The following is a 16,831-nucleotide window of genomic DNA, read 5'->3' on the forward strand; positions in this document are numbered from 1 at the left end:
TTTGTAAATATATGATAATTAGCGCAATAGTCGAAACAAGGCTTTGATAAAAGGCCATTTTGGGCATTTTATAATAACTTGTAGGTCTTCAAAAAAGGAAGTTTCCTCATCCAAAAATTTAAAAATCAGGCGAGGATTTCCTCTTTGAAATAAACTAGAGAAAATCTCACTGCCTTTTTCGTTGGTACGGTCCAAAATATCGAGCAATAAGCGATCATACCACCAAAATTTGGTTTTCTTATGAAATTGGGTAAAGGGCCTTTTCTGTTCTAAATAAGATAATAAAGCTGAGGATTTTTTATCCGAATTTTTGAAGGTATATCCTGTACTGGCTTTGGTCCAGCCACCAGCAGTGCCAATATGGACTACATTTTTTGTGTTGGCTTTCCAAAAGGGATAGCAGGTCATAGGGATGCTGCCTTGTTCTTTTTCTAGAATTTTATATTGGCTAACGCCTAATTTTTCAAGATAATTTTGAATTTCGGTTTCGTATTCTTCTTTGGGTAATAGGTTTGCCGAAAATAGGGTGTATTCAACTAAAGCTTCAGTGGGCGAATTGGGTAAAACATACATAAATCGAGTATTGCCTTTCTGCGCCACCGAAAAATCCATGAAGGTTGGGAGGTTGGGGGTAAAAACAGCTTCATTTGTTTGTACGGTCCATCCAATAAAATGTTGCTGGAGGATGGGATATTTTTTCTGAGCTACTACTCGTGTTGGATCGTAAATACTATTCAAAATACGTTTTCCAAAATAGGTGTTTGTGGCGGTTTGAACAAATACTTGTTCTTCAGTTTCCTCAATGGCGGTAACTTTTTCATTAACAAAGATGAAATTTGGATGTAGTTTTAATTCTTCCCACACGAATTGATAAAAATCAAGTCCTCGAATCATGTAGTACTGATAAGGACGTAATTGTAAATCTCTTTCAAAATGGCTACAAGCAAATTTTGCAGTGTCCCAATGCTGTACAACGGCCTTGTCCCAGAGTGTAGGTTGGGTGGACCAAAAACACCAAGTACGATCGTTCGAAGTTTTTGGGCGATCGTCCAAGAACAAAACTTTTTTGTCTTTAAAAAAAGGGTTTTGTGTCATTTTGTAAGCCGTCATTAATGCGGCTAAGCCTACTCCGGTAAAGATATAATCGTATTGTGTGCTGGCATTGGAAGTCATAGTTCAAAAATAAAGAAACCATCGGATATGAAAACATAAAAATGATTTTATTTATGAATTTAAGTACTGGGGACTAGCAGTAGGGTTAATGTTTTAAAAGCAGCTGATGAGTGTGTGTAAAGGGTTAAAAAAAAGTTTCAGACTTCAAGTTGTTCGCTACTTGTTGTCTGAAACTTTTATTTTAAGTTGTTGGAAAGATTACAAATTGGCCACTAACCAATCGCCCACTTCGCTTGTTTTGTAGGCTTTAGCTCCTTTGGCAGCTAGATCTTCGGTAACAACACCTTCGGCTAAAGATTTGTTGACAACGGCTCTTATGGCTTGCGCTTCTTCTTTTAAACCAAAAGCATCTTCAAACATCATGGCGGCCGAAAGTATAGTAGCTAATGGATTGGCAATGTTTAATCCAGTGGCTTGTGGATACGATCCGTGAATGGGTTCGTATAAAGAGGTGTGTTCTCCAACAGAAGCCGATGGCATTAATCCCATAGAACCTGAAATTACCGAAGCTTCATCGGTTAGGATGTCTCCAAATAAATTTTCGGTAATCAATACATCGTAAGAGTTTGGCCATTGTACCAAACGCATAGCAACAGCATCGACAAACTCGTAGCTTACTTCAACTTCTGGATAGTCTTTGGCCATCGCTTGTACTGTTTCTCTCCACAAACGAGAGGTTTCAAGTACATTGGCTTTGTCTACACAACATAATTTTTTAGAACGACTCATCGCCAATTCAAAACCTTTTTTAGCCAAACGTTGTACTTCGGCTCTGGTGTATACACAATTGTCAAAAGCAGTTTCACCTTCGTCTATTCTTCCTTTTTCGCCAAAATAAATTCCACCAGTAAGTTCTCTCAAGAATACTAAATCAGTACCTTCAATTCTTTCTCTCTTTAAAGGAGAATTGTCAATCAAAGAAGGGAAAGTAAAAGTAGGGCGTACATTGGCAAATAATCCCAATTTTTTGCGCATCAATAGCAAACCTTGCTCAGGACGTACTTTGGCACTTGGGTCGTTATCGTATTTTGGGTGGCCAATGGCGCCAAAAAGTACCGCATCGGCTTTCATACAGATTTCGTGCGTTTCATCTGGATAAGGCACTCCTACTGCATCGATGGCGCAAGCTCCGGTTAGCGCGGGAGTCCAAGTGATGTCGTGATTAAATTTTTTAGCTATAGCATCCGATACTTTTACGGCTTCTTGAATTACTTCTGGGCCAATACCGTCACCGGCTAAAAGGGCTATGTTTAATTTCATTGTTTATTATTTTTTAGTTTCTAAAATTCTAAAATTCTAAGTTTCTAAAATTCTAAGTCTTTTTTTGAAAACTTAGAAACTTAGATCCTTAGTGGCTTTTTAATGGATTACATTCAACATTTTTTGTGTGGCAACAATAGCCGCCACGGTTTGATCTGAATCCAATCCTCGTGTTTTAAATTCTTTGCCGTTGCTTGTCCAAGTAATAACGGTTTCGCAAAGGGCATCGGAACTACTTCCTGGGGGGATTCGAACAGCATAATCTACCAATTTGGGTAATTGCATTTTTTTCTTTTTGTAGATCTTGCGTAGGGCATTCATAAAGGCATCAAATTGTCCGTCGCCTTGTGCATTTTCTTCAATAGTTTCGCCATCAATTTTCAAACAAAGTGTAGTCGAGGGGCGCATGCCTTTGGCATGTACTAAAACATACGAATCGACGAGGATGCGTTCTTGATACGATTGACTGTCCAAAACATCCGAAATGATATAAGGCAAATCTTCCTTGGTAACGGTTTCTTTTTTGTCTCCCAATTCGATGATGCGTTGGGTAACCAATTTCAAATCTTCTTGATTGAGATGCAATCCGAGTTCTTGAAGATTTTTTTCGATATTGGCTTTGCCCGAAGTTTTGCCTAAAGCGTATTTTCGTTTTCTGCCAAATCGTTCGGGTAGTAAATCGTTGAAATATAGGTTGTTTTTGTTGTCTCCATCAGCATGAATACCAGCGGTTTGTGTAAAAACATTGTCTCCCACTATAGGCTTATTTGCTGGAATTCGGTATCCAGTAAAAGTCTCTACAAGTTTACTCACCGAATAAAGAGACGTTTCCTTGACATTGATTATTACTTGGGGTAAAAAATCATTGATTACGGCAACAGTGCTCTCTAATGGTGTGTTTCCAGCACGTTCACCCATTCCATTTACAGTCACGTGTAAACCGCTGATACCTGCTTTTATGGCTTCCATTGCATTGGCCACACTCAAATCATAATCGTTATGAGCGTGAAAATCGAAATGAATGTTAGGGTATTTTTGAGTAATCGTAGCGATGTACTTATAGGTATCTGAAGGGATTAAAACGCCCAAAGTGTCGGGTAGCAACACCCGTTGAATGGGCTGTTTGGTGATAAAATCCAAATATTGCATGACATAGTCTGGAGAATGACGCATACCATTACTCCAATCTTCAAGGTAAACATTGGTAGCAATGCCATTTTCCTTGGCCAAGGCAATACAAGCAGCAATTTCTGCAAAATGTTGCTCGGGTGTTTTTTTTAATTGATGGGTCAAATGGTTGAGTGAGCCTTTGGTCAATAAATTCTGGACTTTGGCTCCTGCTTTTTTCATCCATTCGATCGAGATGCCGCCATCAACAAAAGATAATACTTCTACACGATCAGTATATCCTTTGGCCGCGGCCCAGTCCATAATGCCTTTTACCCCTTGAAATTCACCTTCGCTCACTCTAGCAGAGGCAATTTCAATTCGGTCAATATTTAATTCTTCGAGTAATAATTGAGCAATGGTTAATTTTTCTGCAGCCGAAAACGATACGCCCGAAGTTTGTTCTCCGTCGCGTAACGTGGTATCCATGATTTCGATTTTTCTTTTTTCCATGTTCAAAAATTAAGACCAAAGTGGAAGGTAATCCACCACAACAATTCCAAAACAGTTACTCTAGCCTGACCGTATTGGTTAAGCTAAAGTAACTGGGTTTGAGAAAATAGTATTAGTAAGGCAGTTTACTGGCAAATTCAGTTATTTCTTCTTTGATGTTTTGCAAGTAATCAATGTCGTCAAAACCATTTAGTAAGTTGTTTTTCTTGTAGCCATTGATAGCAAAAGATTCACTTTGTCCTGTGGCTAACAAGGTAATGGTTTGTTCGGGTAAATTGATTTCCAATTCGGTATTAGGATCCGCTTCTATCGCTTTGAAGATGTTTTCTAAAAATTCTGGACTTACTTGCACGGGTAAAACCCCAATATTCAAACAATTTCCTTTGAAAATATCAGCAAAGAAGGACGAAACTACTGCACGGAAGCCATAGTCATACACTGCCCAAGCCGCGTGCTCACGGGAGGAACCTGAACCAAAGTTTTTTCCACCGACCAAGATTTTTCCGGTATAAGTTGCATCGTTTAAAACAAAATCGGCTTTGGGAGTATCGTCTCCATTATAGCGCCAATCTCTAAATAAGTTATCTCCAAAACCTTCACGTTTGGTAGCTTTTAGAAAACGCGCTGGGATAATTTGATCAGTATCGACGTTTTCTATGGGTAGTGGCACTGCACTACTAGTAAGGATGGTAAATTTATCGTATGCCATTGTGATTTGTTTTTGGCAGTCGGCTTTGAGCTTAGGGCTTTGGGCAAAAACTGCTGTAATTTTATTGATTTAATTTTAGTCTTAATTGATAAATCTGTTTTCTTATTTGAATCACTTTGCTTTCTAAAGTCTGATGAATTTCAGGTTTTAAATAGTTTAAGTCAAAGGTAAGTAATAGTAAATATTCAACTTCTGAACAAGAAGCAATTGCAATATTCAAATATCTTGCAAATTCTTTTTCGGAATTAGAACCACAACCTTCAGCAAAATTTGTTGGAATAGAAGAAACTGCTCTTCTCAATTGACTTGTTAATCCAAATAATTCTTCTTTTGGAAATTCTTTTGTTACCTGATAAACTTCAAGTGTAAACAAATGACTTTCTTGCCAAATAGTATACTTTCTAAAATCTCTCATATTTTTGGCTGTCGGCTTCGAGCCATGAGCTTTCAGTTGATTGCCCACTGCCCCAAGCCCGTAGCTTATCTACATCAACTCCCTTGGGTCGGTCAATTTTCCGGTAACGGCCGCTGCTGCTGCCATGATAGGAGAGGCTAACAACGTTCTTGAACCAGGACCTTGACGGCCTTCGAAGTTTCGGTTAGAAGTACTTACCGCATATTTTCCGGCAGGTACTTTGTCATCGTTCATGGCTAAACAAGCCGAACATCCCGGTTGACGTAAAACAAAACCAGCCTCGGTTAAGATGTCCAAAATTCCTTCTTCTTTAATTTGCGCTTCTACTACATGCGATCCAGGTACTAACCAAGCGGTTACGTTATCGGCTTTTTTTCTTCCTTTTACAATTTCGGCAAAAGCTCTAAAATCTTCGATACGTCCGTTTGTACAACTGCCTAAGAATACATAATCTATAGTTTTTCCAATCATAGCATCCGATTCATGGAAGCCCATGTATTGTAATGATTTTTTGTACGTTTCGGCTCCACCTTCTACTTCATTGGCATTTGGGATGTTTTGAGAGATTCCAATACCCATTCCTGGATTGGTACCGTAGGTAATCATAGGTTCGATATCTGCTGCATCAAAAGTCAATTCGGCATCAAAAACAGCATCGGCATCCGTTTTTAAAGTTTTCCAATACGCCACGGCTTTTTCCCATGCTTCTCCTTTTGGAGCATACAAACGACCTTCCAAGAAATCGAAAGTGGTTTGGTCCGGTGCAATCATTCCGCCGCGAGCGCCCATTTCGATGCTCAAATTACAAACCGTCATACGTCCTTCCATGCTCATTTTTTCAAAAACATCTCCGGCATATTCTACAAAATAACCTGTTCCTCCTGATGTAGTCAATTTGGAGATAATGTATAAAGCCACATCCTTTGGCGTGACACCTTTATTCAATTGTCCGTTCACATTGATGCGCATTTTTTTGGGTTTGGGCTGCATGATACATTGTGTAGACAATACCATTTCTACTTCGGAAGTACCTATTCCAAAAGCGATAGCACCAAAAGCCCCGTGAGTTGAAGTATGCGAATCCCCACAAACGATAGTGGATCCTGGTAATGTAATTCCGTTTTCTGGACCTACTACGTGAACAATGCCATTTTTTTGATGACCTAATCCCCAATGCGAAATACCATATTCGTTAGCGTTATCCTCTAGGGCTTTTAATTGGTTGGCCGAAAGTGGATCGGCTACAGGCAAATGTTGGTTGATAGTAGGGGTATTATGATCGGCAGTAGCAAAAGTACGTTCTGGAAACAATACGTTTACACCTCTAGCTTTTAATCCTAAAAAAGCAACAGGACTGGTAACTTCGTGAATGAAATGACGGTCAATGAAGAAAACGTCTGGTCCATCCTCAATTTTACGCACCACGTGCGAATCCCATACTTTGTCGAATAATGTAGTACTCATGTTAACTATTTTTTTAATTGTATTGGTCTTACTATGGGGATTGATTTCCCACAAAAATTGTCGTTTGGGAAACAAAAGTAAAAAACCCTTTAAAGGGAACAATTTCCAAATGAGAGTATATACGATACCCAAATTACAGAAACTCCTGTTTTTTACTTCATCTGAGCTTTGTGCCTTGCAATTTTATCCGTTGTTTTCGATTCCTATGCTTTGAAGGATGGGGAATGTAATAGAAATTCAAATCCTTTTTGGATAATGCAGTTTTATTATGTTATTCGCAATATTGTTGTATTTGTTAATTGGTTTATTGCAAAATATGTATTAATTGTTCGGTTTTGAATTAAAAAACTTGTTGTAACTTGTTTTGTATTTATGTTGTATTTGTAGGATAAAATTTCATCTTTTAGTTGGTTGGTATCTGTTTTTTCTAGTTTCGTTTTACGACATCCAAAAATGAAATTTAATGGATTACGGCCAGAAGCCCTTACTTGTTTTGCCATTCGCAAGGCAACATTATCTTGATAAATTAAAAAGGATTTGAGGTTTTAATTCTTCAAAAAAAAACTAATTTTGAGGTTCCACAAATTCATTCAAGCTATTTTCCAGTTGGACTAAAATCAGAGGGTTACGTTTTGGATTATGGCGTTTGAATTTTTAAATTTTGTTATACCAGCCTATGTACTTAATATTTGATACCGAAACCACAGGATTGCCCAAGAGTTGGGCCGCACCATTAACGGATACGGATAACTGGCCAAGATGTATACAGATTGCTTGGCAGTTGCATGATGCTATGGGAAATCTCTTAGAGCATCAAGATTATTTAGTACAACCCGAGGGGTTCAATATTCCGTATGATGCCGAACGCATACACGGAATTTCCACCGAATTGGCACAAGCAGAAGGAGTACCCTTGGCCGAAGTTTTGGAAAAGTTTACCATAGCGCTTTCCAAAGCCAAGTTTATTGTGGGGCAAAACGTGGGCTTCGACGTGAATATTATGGGGTGCGAGTTCTATCGAATGGGGGTGGAATCATCGTTGACTCAAATGCCGATTTTGGATACTTGTACCGAAGTAACGGCCTCCTTATTGAAATTGCCAGGAGGGCGTGGAGGAAAGTTCAAGCTGCCTACGCTTACCGAGTTGCATCAATATTTGTTTGATCAACCTTTTGCCGAAGCTCATAACGCTACTGCCGACGTAGAGGCTACCACCCGTTGTTTTTTGGAGTTGATTCGTACGGAGATTTTCACCAAAGAAGAATTGGAGGTGGAACCAACCTACTTTAGAGAATTTAGGGAGCAAAACCCCAATCCTTTTCCTTTAATTGGTTTAAAACATATCAATCTCAAGGCCGCTTCGGATGCGATTCGAGCCCAATTCAAAGAGAAAAACGTTGCTCCCGATGCACCCATTTGGACCGAAGCCGATAAAAAAGATTTTTCTGCGGCTAATTTTGCGCATTTACACAATCATACCCAATTTTCGGTTTTACAATCTACGATCGCTATTGGTGCATTAGTAGCAGCCACTGCCAAAAACAATTTTCCCGCCGTAGCCATGACGGATACGGGCAACATGATGGGGGCTTTCCATTTTGTAAGTGCCGTGATGAATCACAACAAATCGGCGTCTGCTAAAAATAAAGCGTTGGTGGAGAGTGGAGAAGCACCTACTGAAACCGAGATTAAACCTATTGTTGGGTGCGAGTTTAATATTTGCGACAATCGATTGGATAAATCCAAAAAAGACAACGGATATCAAGTAGTTTTATTGGCCAAAAATAAAAACGGCTACCACAACTTGGCCAAAATGGCCTCTATTGCCTACACCGAAGGGTTTTATTACGTGCCTAGAATCGATAGAACGATAGTAGAACAATATAAAGACGACATTATGGTGTTGTCTGGAAATTTATACGGAGAAATTCCGAGTAAAATTTTGAATGTAGGCGAAAAACAAGCCGAGGAAGCTTTGTTATGGTGGCATGCCCAATTTGGTGCCGATTTCTATCTCGAAATCATGCGTCACAACCAAGAAGATGAAAATAGAGTTAACAAAACCTTGATTGAGTTTTCTAAAAAGCATCAAATTAAGCTCATAGCCACCAACAATACCTATTATTTAAATAAAGAAGACGCCAATGCACACGATATTTTGTTGTGTGTGAAAGACGGCGAAAAGCAAGCCACTCCAATAGGAAGGGGACGAGGCTATAGATATGGATTGCCTAATCAGGAATATTATTACAAATCAGGAGAGGAAATGAAAAAACTCTTTGCTGATTTGCCTGAAGCCATCATCAACATCCAAGAAATAATCAACAAAGTCGAAGTGTATTCTTTGTACCGCGATGTATTGTTGCCCAAATACGACATTCCACAGGAATTTATGGTGCCAGAAGATGAGGTAGATGGAGGCGTGCGAGGGGAAAACGCGTATTTGCGTTATTTAACTATGGAAGGAGCCAAGCGTCGTTATGGTGAAATCACCGAATCAATTCAAGAACGTTTGGATTTTGAATTGTTGACCATTTCCAATTCAGGTTATCCGGGTTATTTCTTGATTGTACAGGATTTCATCGCCGAAGCCCGTAAAATGGATGTTTCGGTAGGTCCAGGTCGTGGATCGGCAGCGGGATCGGCAGTAGCGTATTGTTTGGGAATTACCAATATTGACCCGATTAAGTACGATTTGCTTTTTGAGCGTTTCCTAAATCCGGATCGTGTGTCCATGCCCGATATTGATATCGATTTTGACGACGAAGGCCGCGGACGTGTCATGGAGTATGTTATCAATAAATATGGTGCCAATCAAGTAGCGCAAATTATTACTTATGGTAAAATGGCTACGAAATCGGCTATTCGAGATACGGCTCGTGTTTTGGATTTGCCTTTGTTTGAAGCGGATCGGATTGCCAAGCTGATTCCTGCCATGATGCCTTCCAAGTGGAATTTGGCTCGATTTATTGCTGAAAAGGAAGAAAACATAAAAGGGGCCTTAAAAAATTCAGAAGAGTTTGATCGGATTAAGGAATTGGTGGCTATTGCCAACGAGGGCGATTTGGCTGGCGAAACCATACAGCAGGCCAAGATCCTAGAAGGTTCCATGCGAAATACCGGAATCCATGCCTGTGGAGTAATTATTACCCCTTCGGATATTACCAATTATGTACCGGTGACAACGGCTAAGGATTCGGATTTGTATGTGACCCAATTTGACAACTCGGTGGCCGAGAGTGCGGGATTGCTGAAAATGGACTTCTTGGGTTTGAAGACCCTTACCTTAATTAAAGATACCGTTAAGCTGGTTAAATATAGAACCGGAATTCAATTGGACCCTGATAATTTTCCAATTGACGATGTCAAAACGTACGAATTGTTTCAACGCGGAGAAACCGTAGGGGTTTTCCAATACGAGTCGCCCGGGATGCAAAAGTACATGAAGGACCTTAAGCCGACAGTGTTTGGAGATTTGATAGCCATGAATGCCTTATACCGTCCGGGACCGTTGGAGTATATTCCTTCTTTCGTTCGTCGTAAAAATGGAGAAGAAGAAATCAAATACGATTTAGAGGCTTGCGCCGAATATTTGTCGGAAACCTATGGAATTACCGTATATCAAGAACAGGTAATGCTTTTGTCTCAATCTTTGGCCGGTTTCACCAAAGGGGAGGCCGACGTATTGCGTAAGGCCATGGGAAAAAAGCAGAAAGATGTTTTGGACAAAATGAAACCCAAATTTGTCGAGCAAGCCGCTGCCAAAGGACATGATGCTACCATACTCGAAAAAATATGGAAAGACTGGGAAGCCTTTGCGAGTTATGCCTTCAACAAATCGCACTCTACTTGTTATGCTTGGATTGCTTATCAAACCGCTTATTTGAAAGCGCATTATCCGGCCGAATATATGGCGGCGGTGCTTTCCAATAATATGAACGATATCAAACAAGTATCGTTTTTTATGGAGGAATGTAAGCGTATGGGATTGCAGGTGTTGGGCCCCGATGTGAACGAATCGTTTTATAAATTTACGGTAAACGAAAATTATGCTATCCGTTTTGGGATGGGGGCCATCAAAGGAGTGGGGTCTGGTGCGGTGGCTACTATAGTCGAAAACCGTAAAAACGGCAAATACAAATCGATATTTGATTTGGCCAAACGTATTGATTTGCGTGCTGCCAATAAAAAAGCTTTCGAAAATTTAGCATTAGCCGGAGGATTTGACTCCTTCGAAGGGACTACTCGTGCCCAATATTTTCATGACGACGGCGATGGCATTACCTTTTATGAAAAAGCCATGCGTTATGGGGCCAAGTATCAAGACAATGAAAATTCCTCTCAAGTGAGTTTGTTTGGCGAAACCAGCGAAGTGCAAATCGCCGAACCCGTGGTGCCTCCCTGCGAAGATTGGAGCACCATGGAAAAATTGGCCAAAGAAAAAGAAGTGGTGGGGATTTACATTTCGGGTCATCCGCTAGACGATTATAAATTCGAAATGAAACATTTTTGTAATGTCCGACTGGAAGCCCTTAAAAATTTGGAGCAACATGTAGGGAAAACCCTTGCTGTAGGCGGGATCATTAACAATGTGCAACACCGCGTAGCCAAAAATGGAAAAGGTTGGGGAATGTTTACTTTGGAAGGGTATGATGAAAACTATGAGTTTCGCATTTTTGGCGAAGAGTATTTAAAGTTTCGCCATTTCTTTATTCAAAACAATTACACCTATATCAAACTTTTGATTAAGGAAGGTTGGGTCAATCAAGAGACGGGCAAACGTGCAGAGCCTAGAATTCAATTTGTTGAGGTAAAGCAATTACAAGATGTATTAGAAGCCTATGCCAAAAAATTAGTGTTATTGCTTAATATTAATGATATACAACCCGAATTTGTGTTGCAATTGCAGCAACTGTTTCATGAGAATCAAGGTGAGCATACGGTCACATTTGAAGTCATGGAACTTGAAAGAATTCGGAAAATGGTCCTCAAAACGTCCGAGGCAGAAGAGCTAGAGGCAGAAGATTTTGAGTCGCATCCTGATTTTGATGAAGAAGGAATTGGAGGGCAATCTATGACGGCGCCTGTGGCCAAAATGGAAGAGATTGAAGAGGTCAAAGTGGTCACCAAATTGAGTATGCCTAGTCGTAAATTGAAAGTGAAAATCTCCAATCCTTTATTGTTTGCCCTCGAAAAAATGCAGATTAACTTTAAATTGAACTAATTTTTTAATGTTAATGTTTTTATGATTATGAGGTAAAATCAGGTCTATTTTATTGAGTATGTAGTATTGTCTTAAAAGTACTGCGGTATTGAGTAGTTTACGATAGTATGCATGCATAGTAAATAAAAGCGAATAGTTTTAAATGGTAATATTGCATTTTAATTCAAAAATCATGAAAAAATTAGTATTATCATTAAGTTTCCTATTGTGTGCAAGTACTTTATTGGCACAAACAGAAAAAAAAGAGAGTTGGTATTTTAAATTAGGGGGTTCCTATTTTATGCAAACCGCTGCTACTGAATTTCCAACCGTTGGTGGTAAAGATGCTTTGGATAAAGTATATCAAGGAGGAAAATTAGTGTCTGAAGAAAGTATTACTGGTTCTTTTGGAGAAGGTTTCAGAACAGGTATTACTGCGGGATACCGTTTTAACGAAAGATTAGGGGTAGAAATGGGAATCAATTACTACAATAGTATTGATAAAACGATGGCTAAAACCACTACAGATGTTCCTTATATTCCTACTGGAAATGTATATAATTTTACCTCTGTTGGACAAATCACAGCTTTTGATTTGGCTCCTGCCTTAGTTTTGTTTTTAGGTGAGCACAAAGGTTTTGAGCCTTATACAAAAGTAGGTGTTTTAGTACCAGTACACGGTGATTTAGAAATTACTTCAGATGCATTGGCTCCAGTGGCTGTGAATCCAGCTACAGGTTTGCCAATTATGGGCCAAGTTAGAAGCAAAGATGTGGTGAAACCAAATCCAACCATTGGCTTCTCAGCGGTAATGGGAACTTCTTATAAAATTGGGAAAAACCTTTCGCTTTATGCGGAATTAGAATACCGTAACTTTACCGTACACGGAAAGACAAAAGAGACCACTATGTTTACGGTAAACGGTCAGGACAAATTGAGTACCAGAACGTATTCTCAGATTCATACAAATTATGTAGACAAATTAACTACTACTTCAAACGCTATTACTAATCCAAATGGAGTGGATACTTCCAAAGCTTTGAACGAATTAAGTTCTTATGTTGGGATTAGTGGTTTAGGAATGACTGTAGGGTTGAAATACAGTTTGTAATCCATTTATCATAAAGGTTATGAAAAAGTTGTTGCTGCGGTAACAACTTTTTTTTGTCCCTCATCTTTATCCAAAGGAAATATAAAAACAAACAATTTGTGTATAGCCAAAACTAATAAATTGAAGTTTTAGGATTGATATATTATTCCTAAATTTGGCCTCGAAATAATTTATCAATCAACACTCTAATCTTTCGGATAAGGGTTTTTAAAACAAATACAAAATGGCATTAGCAATAACAGACGCTACTTTTGAAGAAGTAGTATTGAAATCAGACAAACCCGTAATGGTAGATTTTTGGGCAGCATGGTGTGGACCTTGTAGAATGGTTGGCCCAATCATTGATGAGTTAAGCAGTGAGTACGAAGGTAAAGCGGTAATTGGAAAAGTGGATGTAGACGCTAACCAAGAATTTGCAGCCAAATACGGAGTACGTAATATTCCTACTGTTTTAATTTTCCAAAACGGTGAAGTAGTAGGCAAACAAGTAGGTGTAGCGCCAAAGCAAACCTATGCTGATAGCTTAGACGCTTTGTTGTAATTCATAATACAAGTCAAAGAAAAAGAGGTTTTGCATGTGTAAAACCTCTTTTTTTGTTTACCAATCCAAGAGCTTTTTAGGTCAAATTTTGGTACGTTTTCTTATTTTTGTGGCGAATTATTCTTTAATCATGCCCCCTTTTTTCAATTGCTAATGAAAGCTTTCTTCTATAAATACCGATTGTTTTTTGGCGTTCTACTGCTCTTTTCTGTAGTAACCATTAGTTTGTTTTATAACGCCTTGAAGCCCGAAAAAACATTGCCCATATACAATCCGGCCGATGTGAATCCGGAAATGGTAGATAGTACCGTACAATATGTGAGTAAAGCACATACGATTGCCGATTTTGCTTTTGTGAATCAAAATGGGAAGACGATTACCCAAAAGGATTATGAAGGGAAAGTGTATGTGGCCGATTTTTTCTTTACCACTTGTGGTTCGATTTGTCCCAAAATGACCAAAAACATGGCCGAAGTGCAAGCGGCTATCAAAAATAATCCCAAAGTAATGCTGTTGTCGCACACGGTTTTTCCCGAGACCGATAGTGTGCCTGTTTTAAAAAAATACGCTCTTGAACACGGGGTGATAGACCGCAAATGGAACTTGGTTACCGGCGATAAAAAGGAAATTTATACAATGGCTCGAAAATCGTATTTGGCAGTGAAATTAGGAAAACCCGAGGAATTGTACGATATGGTACATACCGAAAATTTTGTCTTGGTCGATCAAAAAAGACGTGTTCGTGGTTTTTATGATGGAACCAAAAAAGAGGACATGACCCGATTGCTTGAAGATATTAACTTTTTGTGTTCCAATTAGCCAAAATTCAGTAGCGGTTCTGTATAAATCCTGATAATAATCATTTGAATTTCTATTTTAATATGTATTTTTGCAATCTAAATTCAATCTAAATAAGATTTGCGAACCACACTACATTTACTTAAAAAAGGCGATAAAGCCATCATCAAAGATTTTGATATCGACGCTATTCCTTTAAAATTGCTCGAAATGGGCTGTTTGCCGGGTAATGAAGTGGAATTGTTGCAAATTGCTCCCTTCGGTGATCCCTTGTATTTGAATATTAACGGATCGCACGTAGCCATTCGCGTAGCAACGGCTCAGGAAATAGAAGTGGAACGAATCCAATAAAGCAAATGACCAGCAATCACAATATCAATGTCGCTTTGATAGGGAACCCGAATGTGGGGAAAACCTCTGTATTTAATCAACTAACGGGTCTGAATCAACAAGTTGGTAATTATCCCGGTATTACTGTCGAAAAAAAGGTAGGATTTTGTAAACTGCCTTATAATTTTAAAGCCAATATTCTGGATTTACCTGGAACCTATAGCTTGAATGCCAGTTCGATTGATGAAAATGTGGTGATTGAATTACTGCTCAACAAAAACGATAAATTGTATCCCGATGTAGCCATAGTGGTGACCGATGTGGAGAATTTAAAACGTAATTTGTTGCTTTTTACTCAAATCAAAGACCTAGAAATTCCCACGATTTTGGTCATCAATATGGCGGATCGTATGGAATACAAAGGCATTAGCTTAGATATTCCTTATCTGGAAGAGAAGCTGAAAACCAAAATTGCGTTGGTGAGTTCCAGAAAAGGACAAGGAATTGAAGAACTAAAAAATCTAATTGTTTCTTATAAATCACTCCCTACGGAACCGTGTATGAATGCCTCGGTCATTGATACCGAGTATTTTGCTAGTTTGCAAAAAGCGTTCCCCAACCAATTGTTGTACAAACTGTGGTTAGTGATTACCCAAGATGTGAACTTTTTGAATTTGGAACGCAAAGAAATCCAGAGTACGTTTACCAAATCGCATTCGGATTTGAAACGATTGCAACAAAAGGAAACCATCAAACGCTACCAATTCATCAACGATGTGTTGAAAGTGGGAATGACCGTTGATCAAGCTATTGCTAAAGATTTTAGAGCGCAATTGGATCGAGTGTTGACGCATAAATTATGGGGTTATGTGATTTTCTTTTGTATTCTTTTTGGTATTTTTCAATCCATTTTTGTGTGGTCCGAAGTACCTATGGATTTTATCGATGCCACTTTTGCTAGCTTAAGCGCTTGGTCGGCCGAGGTGTTACCTGCCGGGATGTTGACCAATTTGATTTCGCAAGGGATTATTCCCGGAATTGGCGGAATCTTAATTTTTATTCCTCAAATTGCCTTTTTGTTTTTGTTCATTTCGATACTCGAAGAGAGTGGGTATATGAGTCGTGTAGTGTTTTTGATGGATAAAATCATGAGCAAGTTTGGATTATCTGGCAAAAGTGTCGTGCCTTTGGTATCTGGAACCGCTTGTGCCATTCCAGCGATTATGGCTACCCGCAATATCGAAAATTGGAAAGAACGCTTGATTACTATTTTGGTTACTCCGTTTACCACTTGTTCGGCCCGTTTGCCGGTTTATGCCATCATTATTGGCTTGGTCATTCCAGATCAAAGGATGTTGGGAATTTTCAACTTGCAAGGCCTAACCCTGATGTTGCTATATATGTTGGGTTTTGGTATGGCTATTTTTTCGGCTTATGTGTTGAACAAAGTGTTGCATATTAGAGGGAAATCTTATTTTATTGTGGAAATGCCCAACTATAAATGGCCTTTATTTAAAAACGTAGCCATCAATGTGATCGAAAAAACCAAATCGTTTGTTGTGGGGGCTGGAAAAATCATTTTAGCCATTTCCATCATTTTGTGGTTTTTGGCATCCTATGGCCCAGGTGAAAACTTCAGCAATGCAGAGCAAATTGTAGTAGCCAAACATGCTGATCAACCACTTTCTAAGACAGCCTTTGATAACGAAGTCGCTTCTCAAAAATTGGAGAATTCCTATATCGGATTGATGGGTAAATCTATCGAACCAGTTTTGACGCCTTTGGGATACGATTGGAAAATAGGGATAGCCATCATTAGTTCTTTTGCTGCCAGAGAAGTCTTTGTGGGAACTTTGGCTACGATTTACAGCGTGGGCGACACCGATAACGAAGATACGATTAAGAGTAAAATGCAATCCGAAATCAATCCTTTGACAGGTGAAAAAGTCTTCAATTTTGCCTCTGGGATTTCCTTACTTCTCTTTTATGCTTTTGCCATGCAATGTGTTAGTACCTTAGCGGTGACACGAAAAGAAACCAACAGTTGGCGCTGGCCTTTGGGACAACTTCTTTTTATGAGTATTTTCGCCTACACCATGGCCTTGGTGGTCTATCAAGTATTGTCTTAAGTTCTGCCAAAAAAAAGTTAAGGATTATCTAATTTTTAATTTGTCTAAATTAAGAATTCCTTATACCTTTGCCGTGTA

Annotated in this window: 12 protein-coding genes; 6 read left to right on the forward strand and 6 right to left on the reverse strand. The window is 39.0% G+C overall.

Features of this window, described 5'->3' with window-relative positions; all coding sequences use genetic code 11:
- Nucleotides 1-18 precede the first annotated feature (18 nt).
- From ACZIX2_RS04950 to leuC, 6 genes are all read right to left on the reverse strand, one after another.
- Nucleotides 19-1,173: a lycopene cyclase family protein gene (locus ACZIX2_RS04950; RefSeq protein WP_463338979.1), complete on the reverse strand. Its 1,155-nt coding sequence runs from the start codon at nucleotides 1,171-1,173 to the stop codon at nucleotides 19-21.
- Nucleotides 1,174-1,371: 198 nt separating this feature from the next.
- Nucleotides 1,372-2,433: a 3-isopropylmalate dehydrogenase gene (gene leuB, locus ACZIX2_RS04955; protein WP_463338980.1), complete on the reverse strand. Its 1,062-nt coding sequence runs from the start codon at nucleotides 2,431-2,433 to the stop codon at nucleotides 1,372-1,374.
- A 99-nt stretch (nucleotides 2,434-2,532) separates the two neighbouring features.
- Nucleotides 2,533-4,053, reverse strand: coding sequence for an alpha-isopropylmalate synthase regulatory domain-containing protein (locus tag ACZIX2_RS04960; RefSeq protein WP_463338981.1), 1,521 nt, complete (start codon nucleotides 4,051-4,053; stop codon nucleotides 2,533-2,535).
- 112 nt (nucleotides 4,054-4,165) lie between these two features.
- Complete coding sequence (gene leuD / locus ACZIX2_RS04965; RefSeq protein WP_463338982.1) at nucleotides 4,166-4,762, reverse strand: 3-isopropylmalate dehydratase small subunit; 597 nt, start codon at nucleotides 4,760-4,762, stop codon at nucleotides 4,166-4,168.
- A gap of 61 nt (nucleotides 4,763-4,823) precedes the next feature.
- The gene (locus ACZIX2_RS04970) at nucleotides 4,824-5,177 is read right to left on the reverse strand and encodes a four helix bundle protein (RefSeq protein ID WP_463338983.1); all 354 of its coding nucleotides are present in this window, start codon (nucleotides 5,175-5,177) and stop codon (nucleotides 4,824-4,826) included.
- Nucleotides 5,178-5,246: 69 nt separating this feature from the next.
- The gene (gene leuC, locus ACZIX2_RS04975; RefSeq protein ID WP_463338984.1) at nucleotides 5,247-6,641 is read right to left on the reverse strand and encodes a 3-isopropylmalate dehydratase large subunit; all 1,395 of its coding nucleotides are present in this window, start codon (nucleotides 6,639-6,641) and stop codon (nucleotides 5,247-5,249) included.
- A gap of 676 nt (nucleotides 6,642-7,317) precedes the next feature.
- Between leuC and dnaE the strand changes: the two genes are divergently transcribed.
- The 6 genes from dnaE (at nucleotide 7,318) to feoB (ending at nucleotide 16,753) form a co-directional block, all read left to right on the forward strand.
- Nucleotides 7,318-11,865 (forward strand): DNA polymerase III subunit alpha, encoded by a 4,548-nt coding sequence (dnaE, locus tag ACZIX2_RS04980; RefSeq protein WP_463338985.1) that lies wholly within the window; start codon nucleotides 7,318-7,320, stop codon nucleotides 11,863-11,865.
- A gap of 172 nt (nucleotides 11,866-12,037) precedes the next feature.
- Nucleotides 12,038-12,955 carry an outer membrane beta-barrel protein gene (locus tag ACZIX2_RS04985; protein ID WP_463338986.1) on the forward strand — a complete coding sequence of 306 codons (918 nt, stop codon included), beginning with the start codon at nucleotides 12,038-12,040 and terminating at the stop codon, nucleotides 12,953-12,955.
- A 223-nt stretch (nucleotides 12,956-13,178) separates the two neighbouring features.
- Nucleotides 13,179-13,496: a thioredoxin gene (gene trxA, locus ACZIX2_RS04990; protein ID WP_463338987.1), complete on the forward strand. Its 318-nt coding sequence runs from the start codon at nucleotides 13,179-13,181 to the stop codon at nucleotides 13,494-13,496.
- A 153-nt stretch (nucleotides 13,497-13,649) separates the two neighbouring features.
- Nucleotides 13,650-14,315: an SCO family protein gene (locus ACZIX2_RS04995; RefSeq protein ID WP_463338988.1), complete on the forward strand. Its 666-nt coding sequence runs from the start codon at nucleotides 13,650-13,652 to the stop codon at nucleotides 14,313-14,315.
- 99 nt (nucleotides 14,316-14,414) lie between these two features.
- Nucleotides 14,415-14,645, forward strand: coding sequence for a FeoA family protein (locus ACZIX2_RS05000; protein WP_463338989.1), 231 nt, complete (start codon nucleotides 14,415-14,417; stop codon nucleotides 14,643-14,645).
- A 5-nt stretch (nucleotides 14,646-14,650) separates the two neighbouring features.
- On the forward strand, nucleotides 14,651-16,753 hold the full coding sequence (gene feoB / locus ACZIX2_RS05005) for a ferrous iron transport protein B (RefSeq protein WP_463338990.1): 2,103 nt from the start codon (nucleotides 14,651-14,653) through the stop codon (nucleotides 16,751-16,753).
- The last annotated feature ends 78 nt before the right edge of the window (nucleotides 16,754-16,831 follow it).

Source organism: Flavobacterium riviphilum, assembly GCF_055231795.1.

Bases quoted from the DNA above. Each gene is read 5' to 3' on its own strand.
- ACZIX2_RS04950 (WP_463338979.1), bottom strand. From the start codon at position 1,173: ATGACTTCCAATGCCAGCACACAATACGATTATATCTTTACCGGAGTA.
- leuB (WP_463338980.1), bottom strand. From the start codon at position 2,433: ATGAAATTAAACATAGCCCTTTTAGCCGGTGACGGTATTGGCCCAGAA.
- ACZIX2_RS04960 (WP_463338981.1), bottom strand. From the start codon at position 4,053: ATGGAAAAAAGAAAAATCGAAATCATGGATACCACGTTACGCGACGGA.
- leuD (WP_463338982.1), bottom strand. From the start codon at position 4,762: ATGGCATACGATAAATTTACCATCCTTACTAGTAGTGCAGTGCCACTA.
- ACZIX2_RS04970 (WP_463338983.1), bottom strand. From the start codon at position 5,177: ATGAGAGATTTTAGAAAGTATACTATTTGGCAAGAAAGTCATTTGTTT.
- leuC (WP_463338984.1), bottom strand. From the start codon at position 6,641: ATGAGTACTACATTATTCGACAAAGTATGGGATTCGCACGTGGTGCGT.
- dnaE (WP_463338985.1), top strand. From the start codon at position 7,318: ATGTACTTAATATTTGATACCGAAACCACAGGATTGCCCAAGAGTTGG.
- ACZIX2_RS04985 (WP_463338986.1), top strand. From the start codon at position 12,038: ATGAAAAAATTAGTATTATCATTAAGTTTCCTATTGTGTGCAAGTACT.
- trxA (WP_463338987.1), top strand. From the start codon at position 13,179: ATGGCATTAGCAATAACAGACGCTACTTTTGAAGAAGTAGTATTGAAA.
- ACZIX2_RS04995 (WP_463338988.1), top strand. From the start codon at position 13,650: ATGAAAGCTTTCTTCTATAAATACCGATTGTTTTTTGGCGTTCTACTG.
- feoB (WP_463338990.1), top strand. From the start codon at position 14,651: ATGACCAGCAATCACAATATCAATGTCGCTTTGATAGGGAACCCGAAT.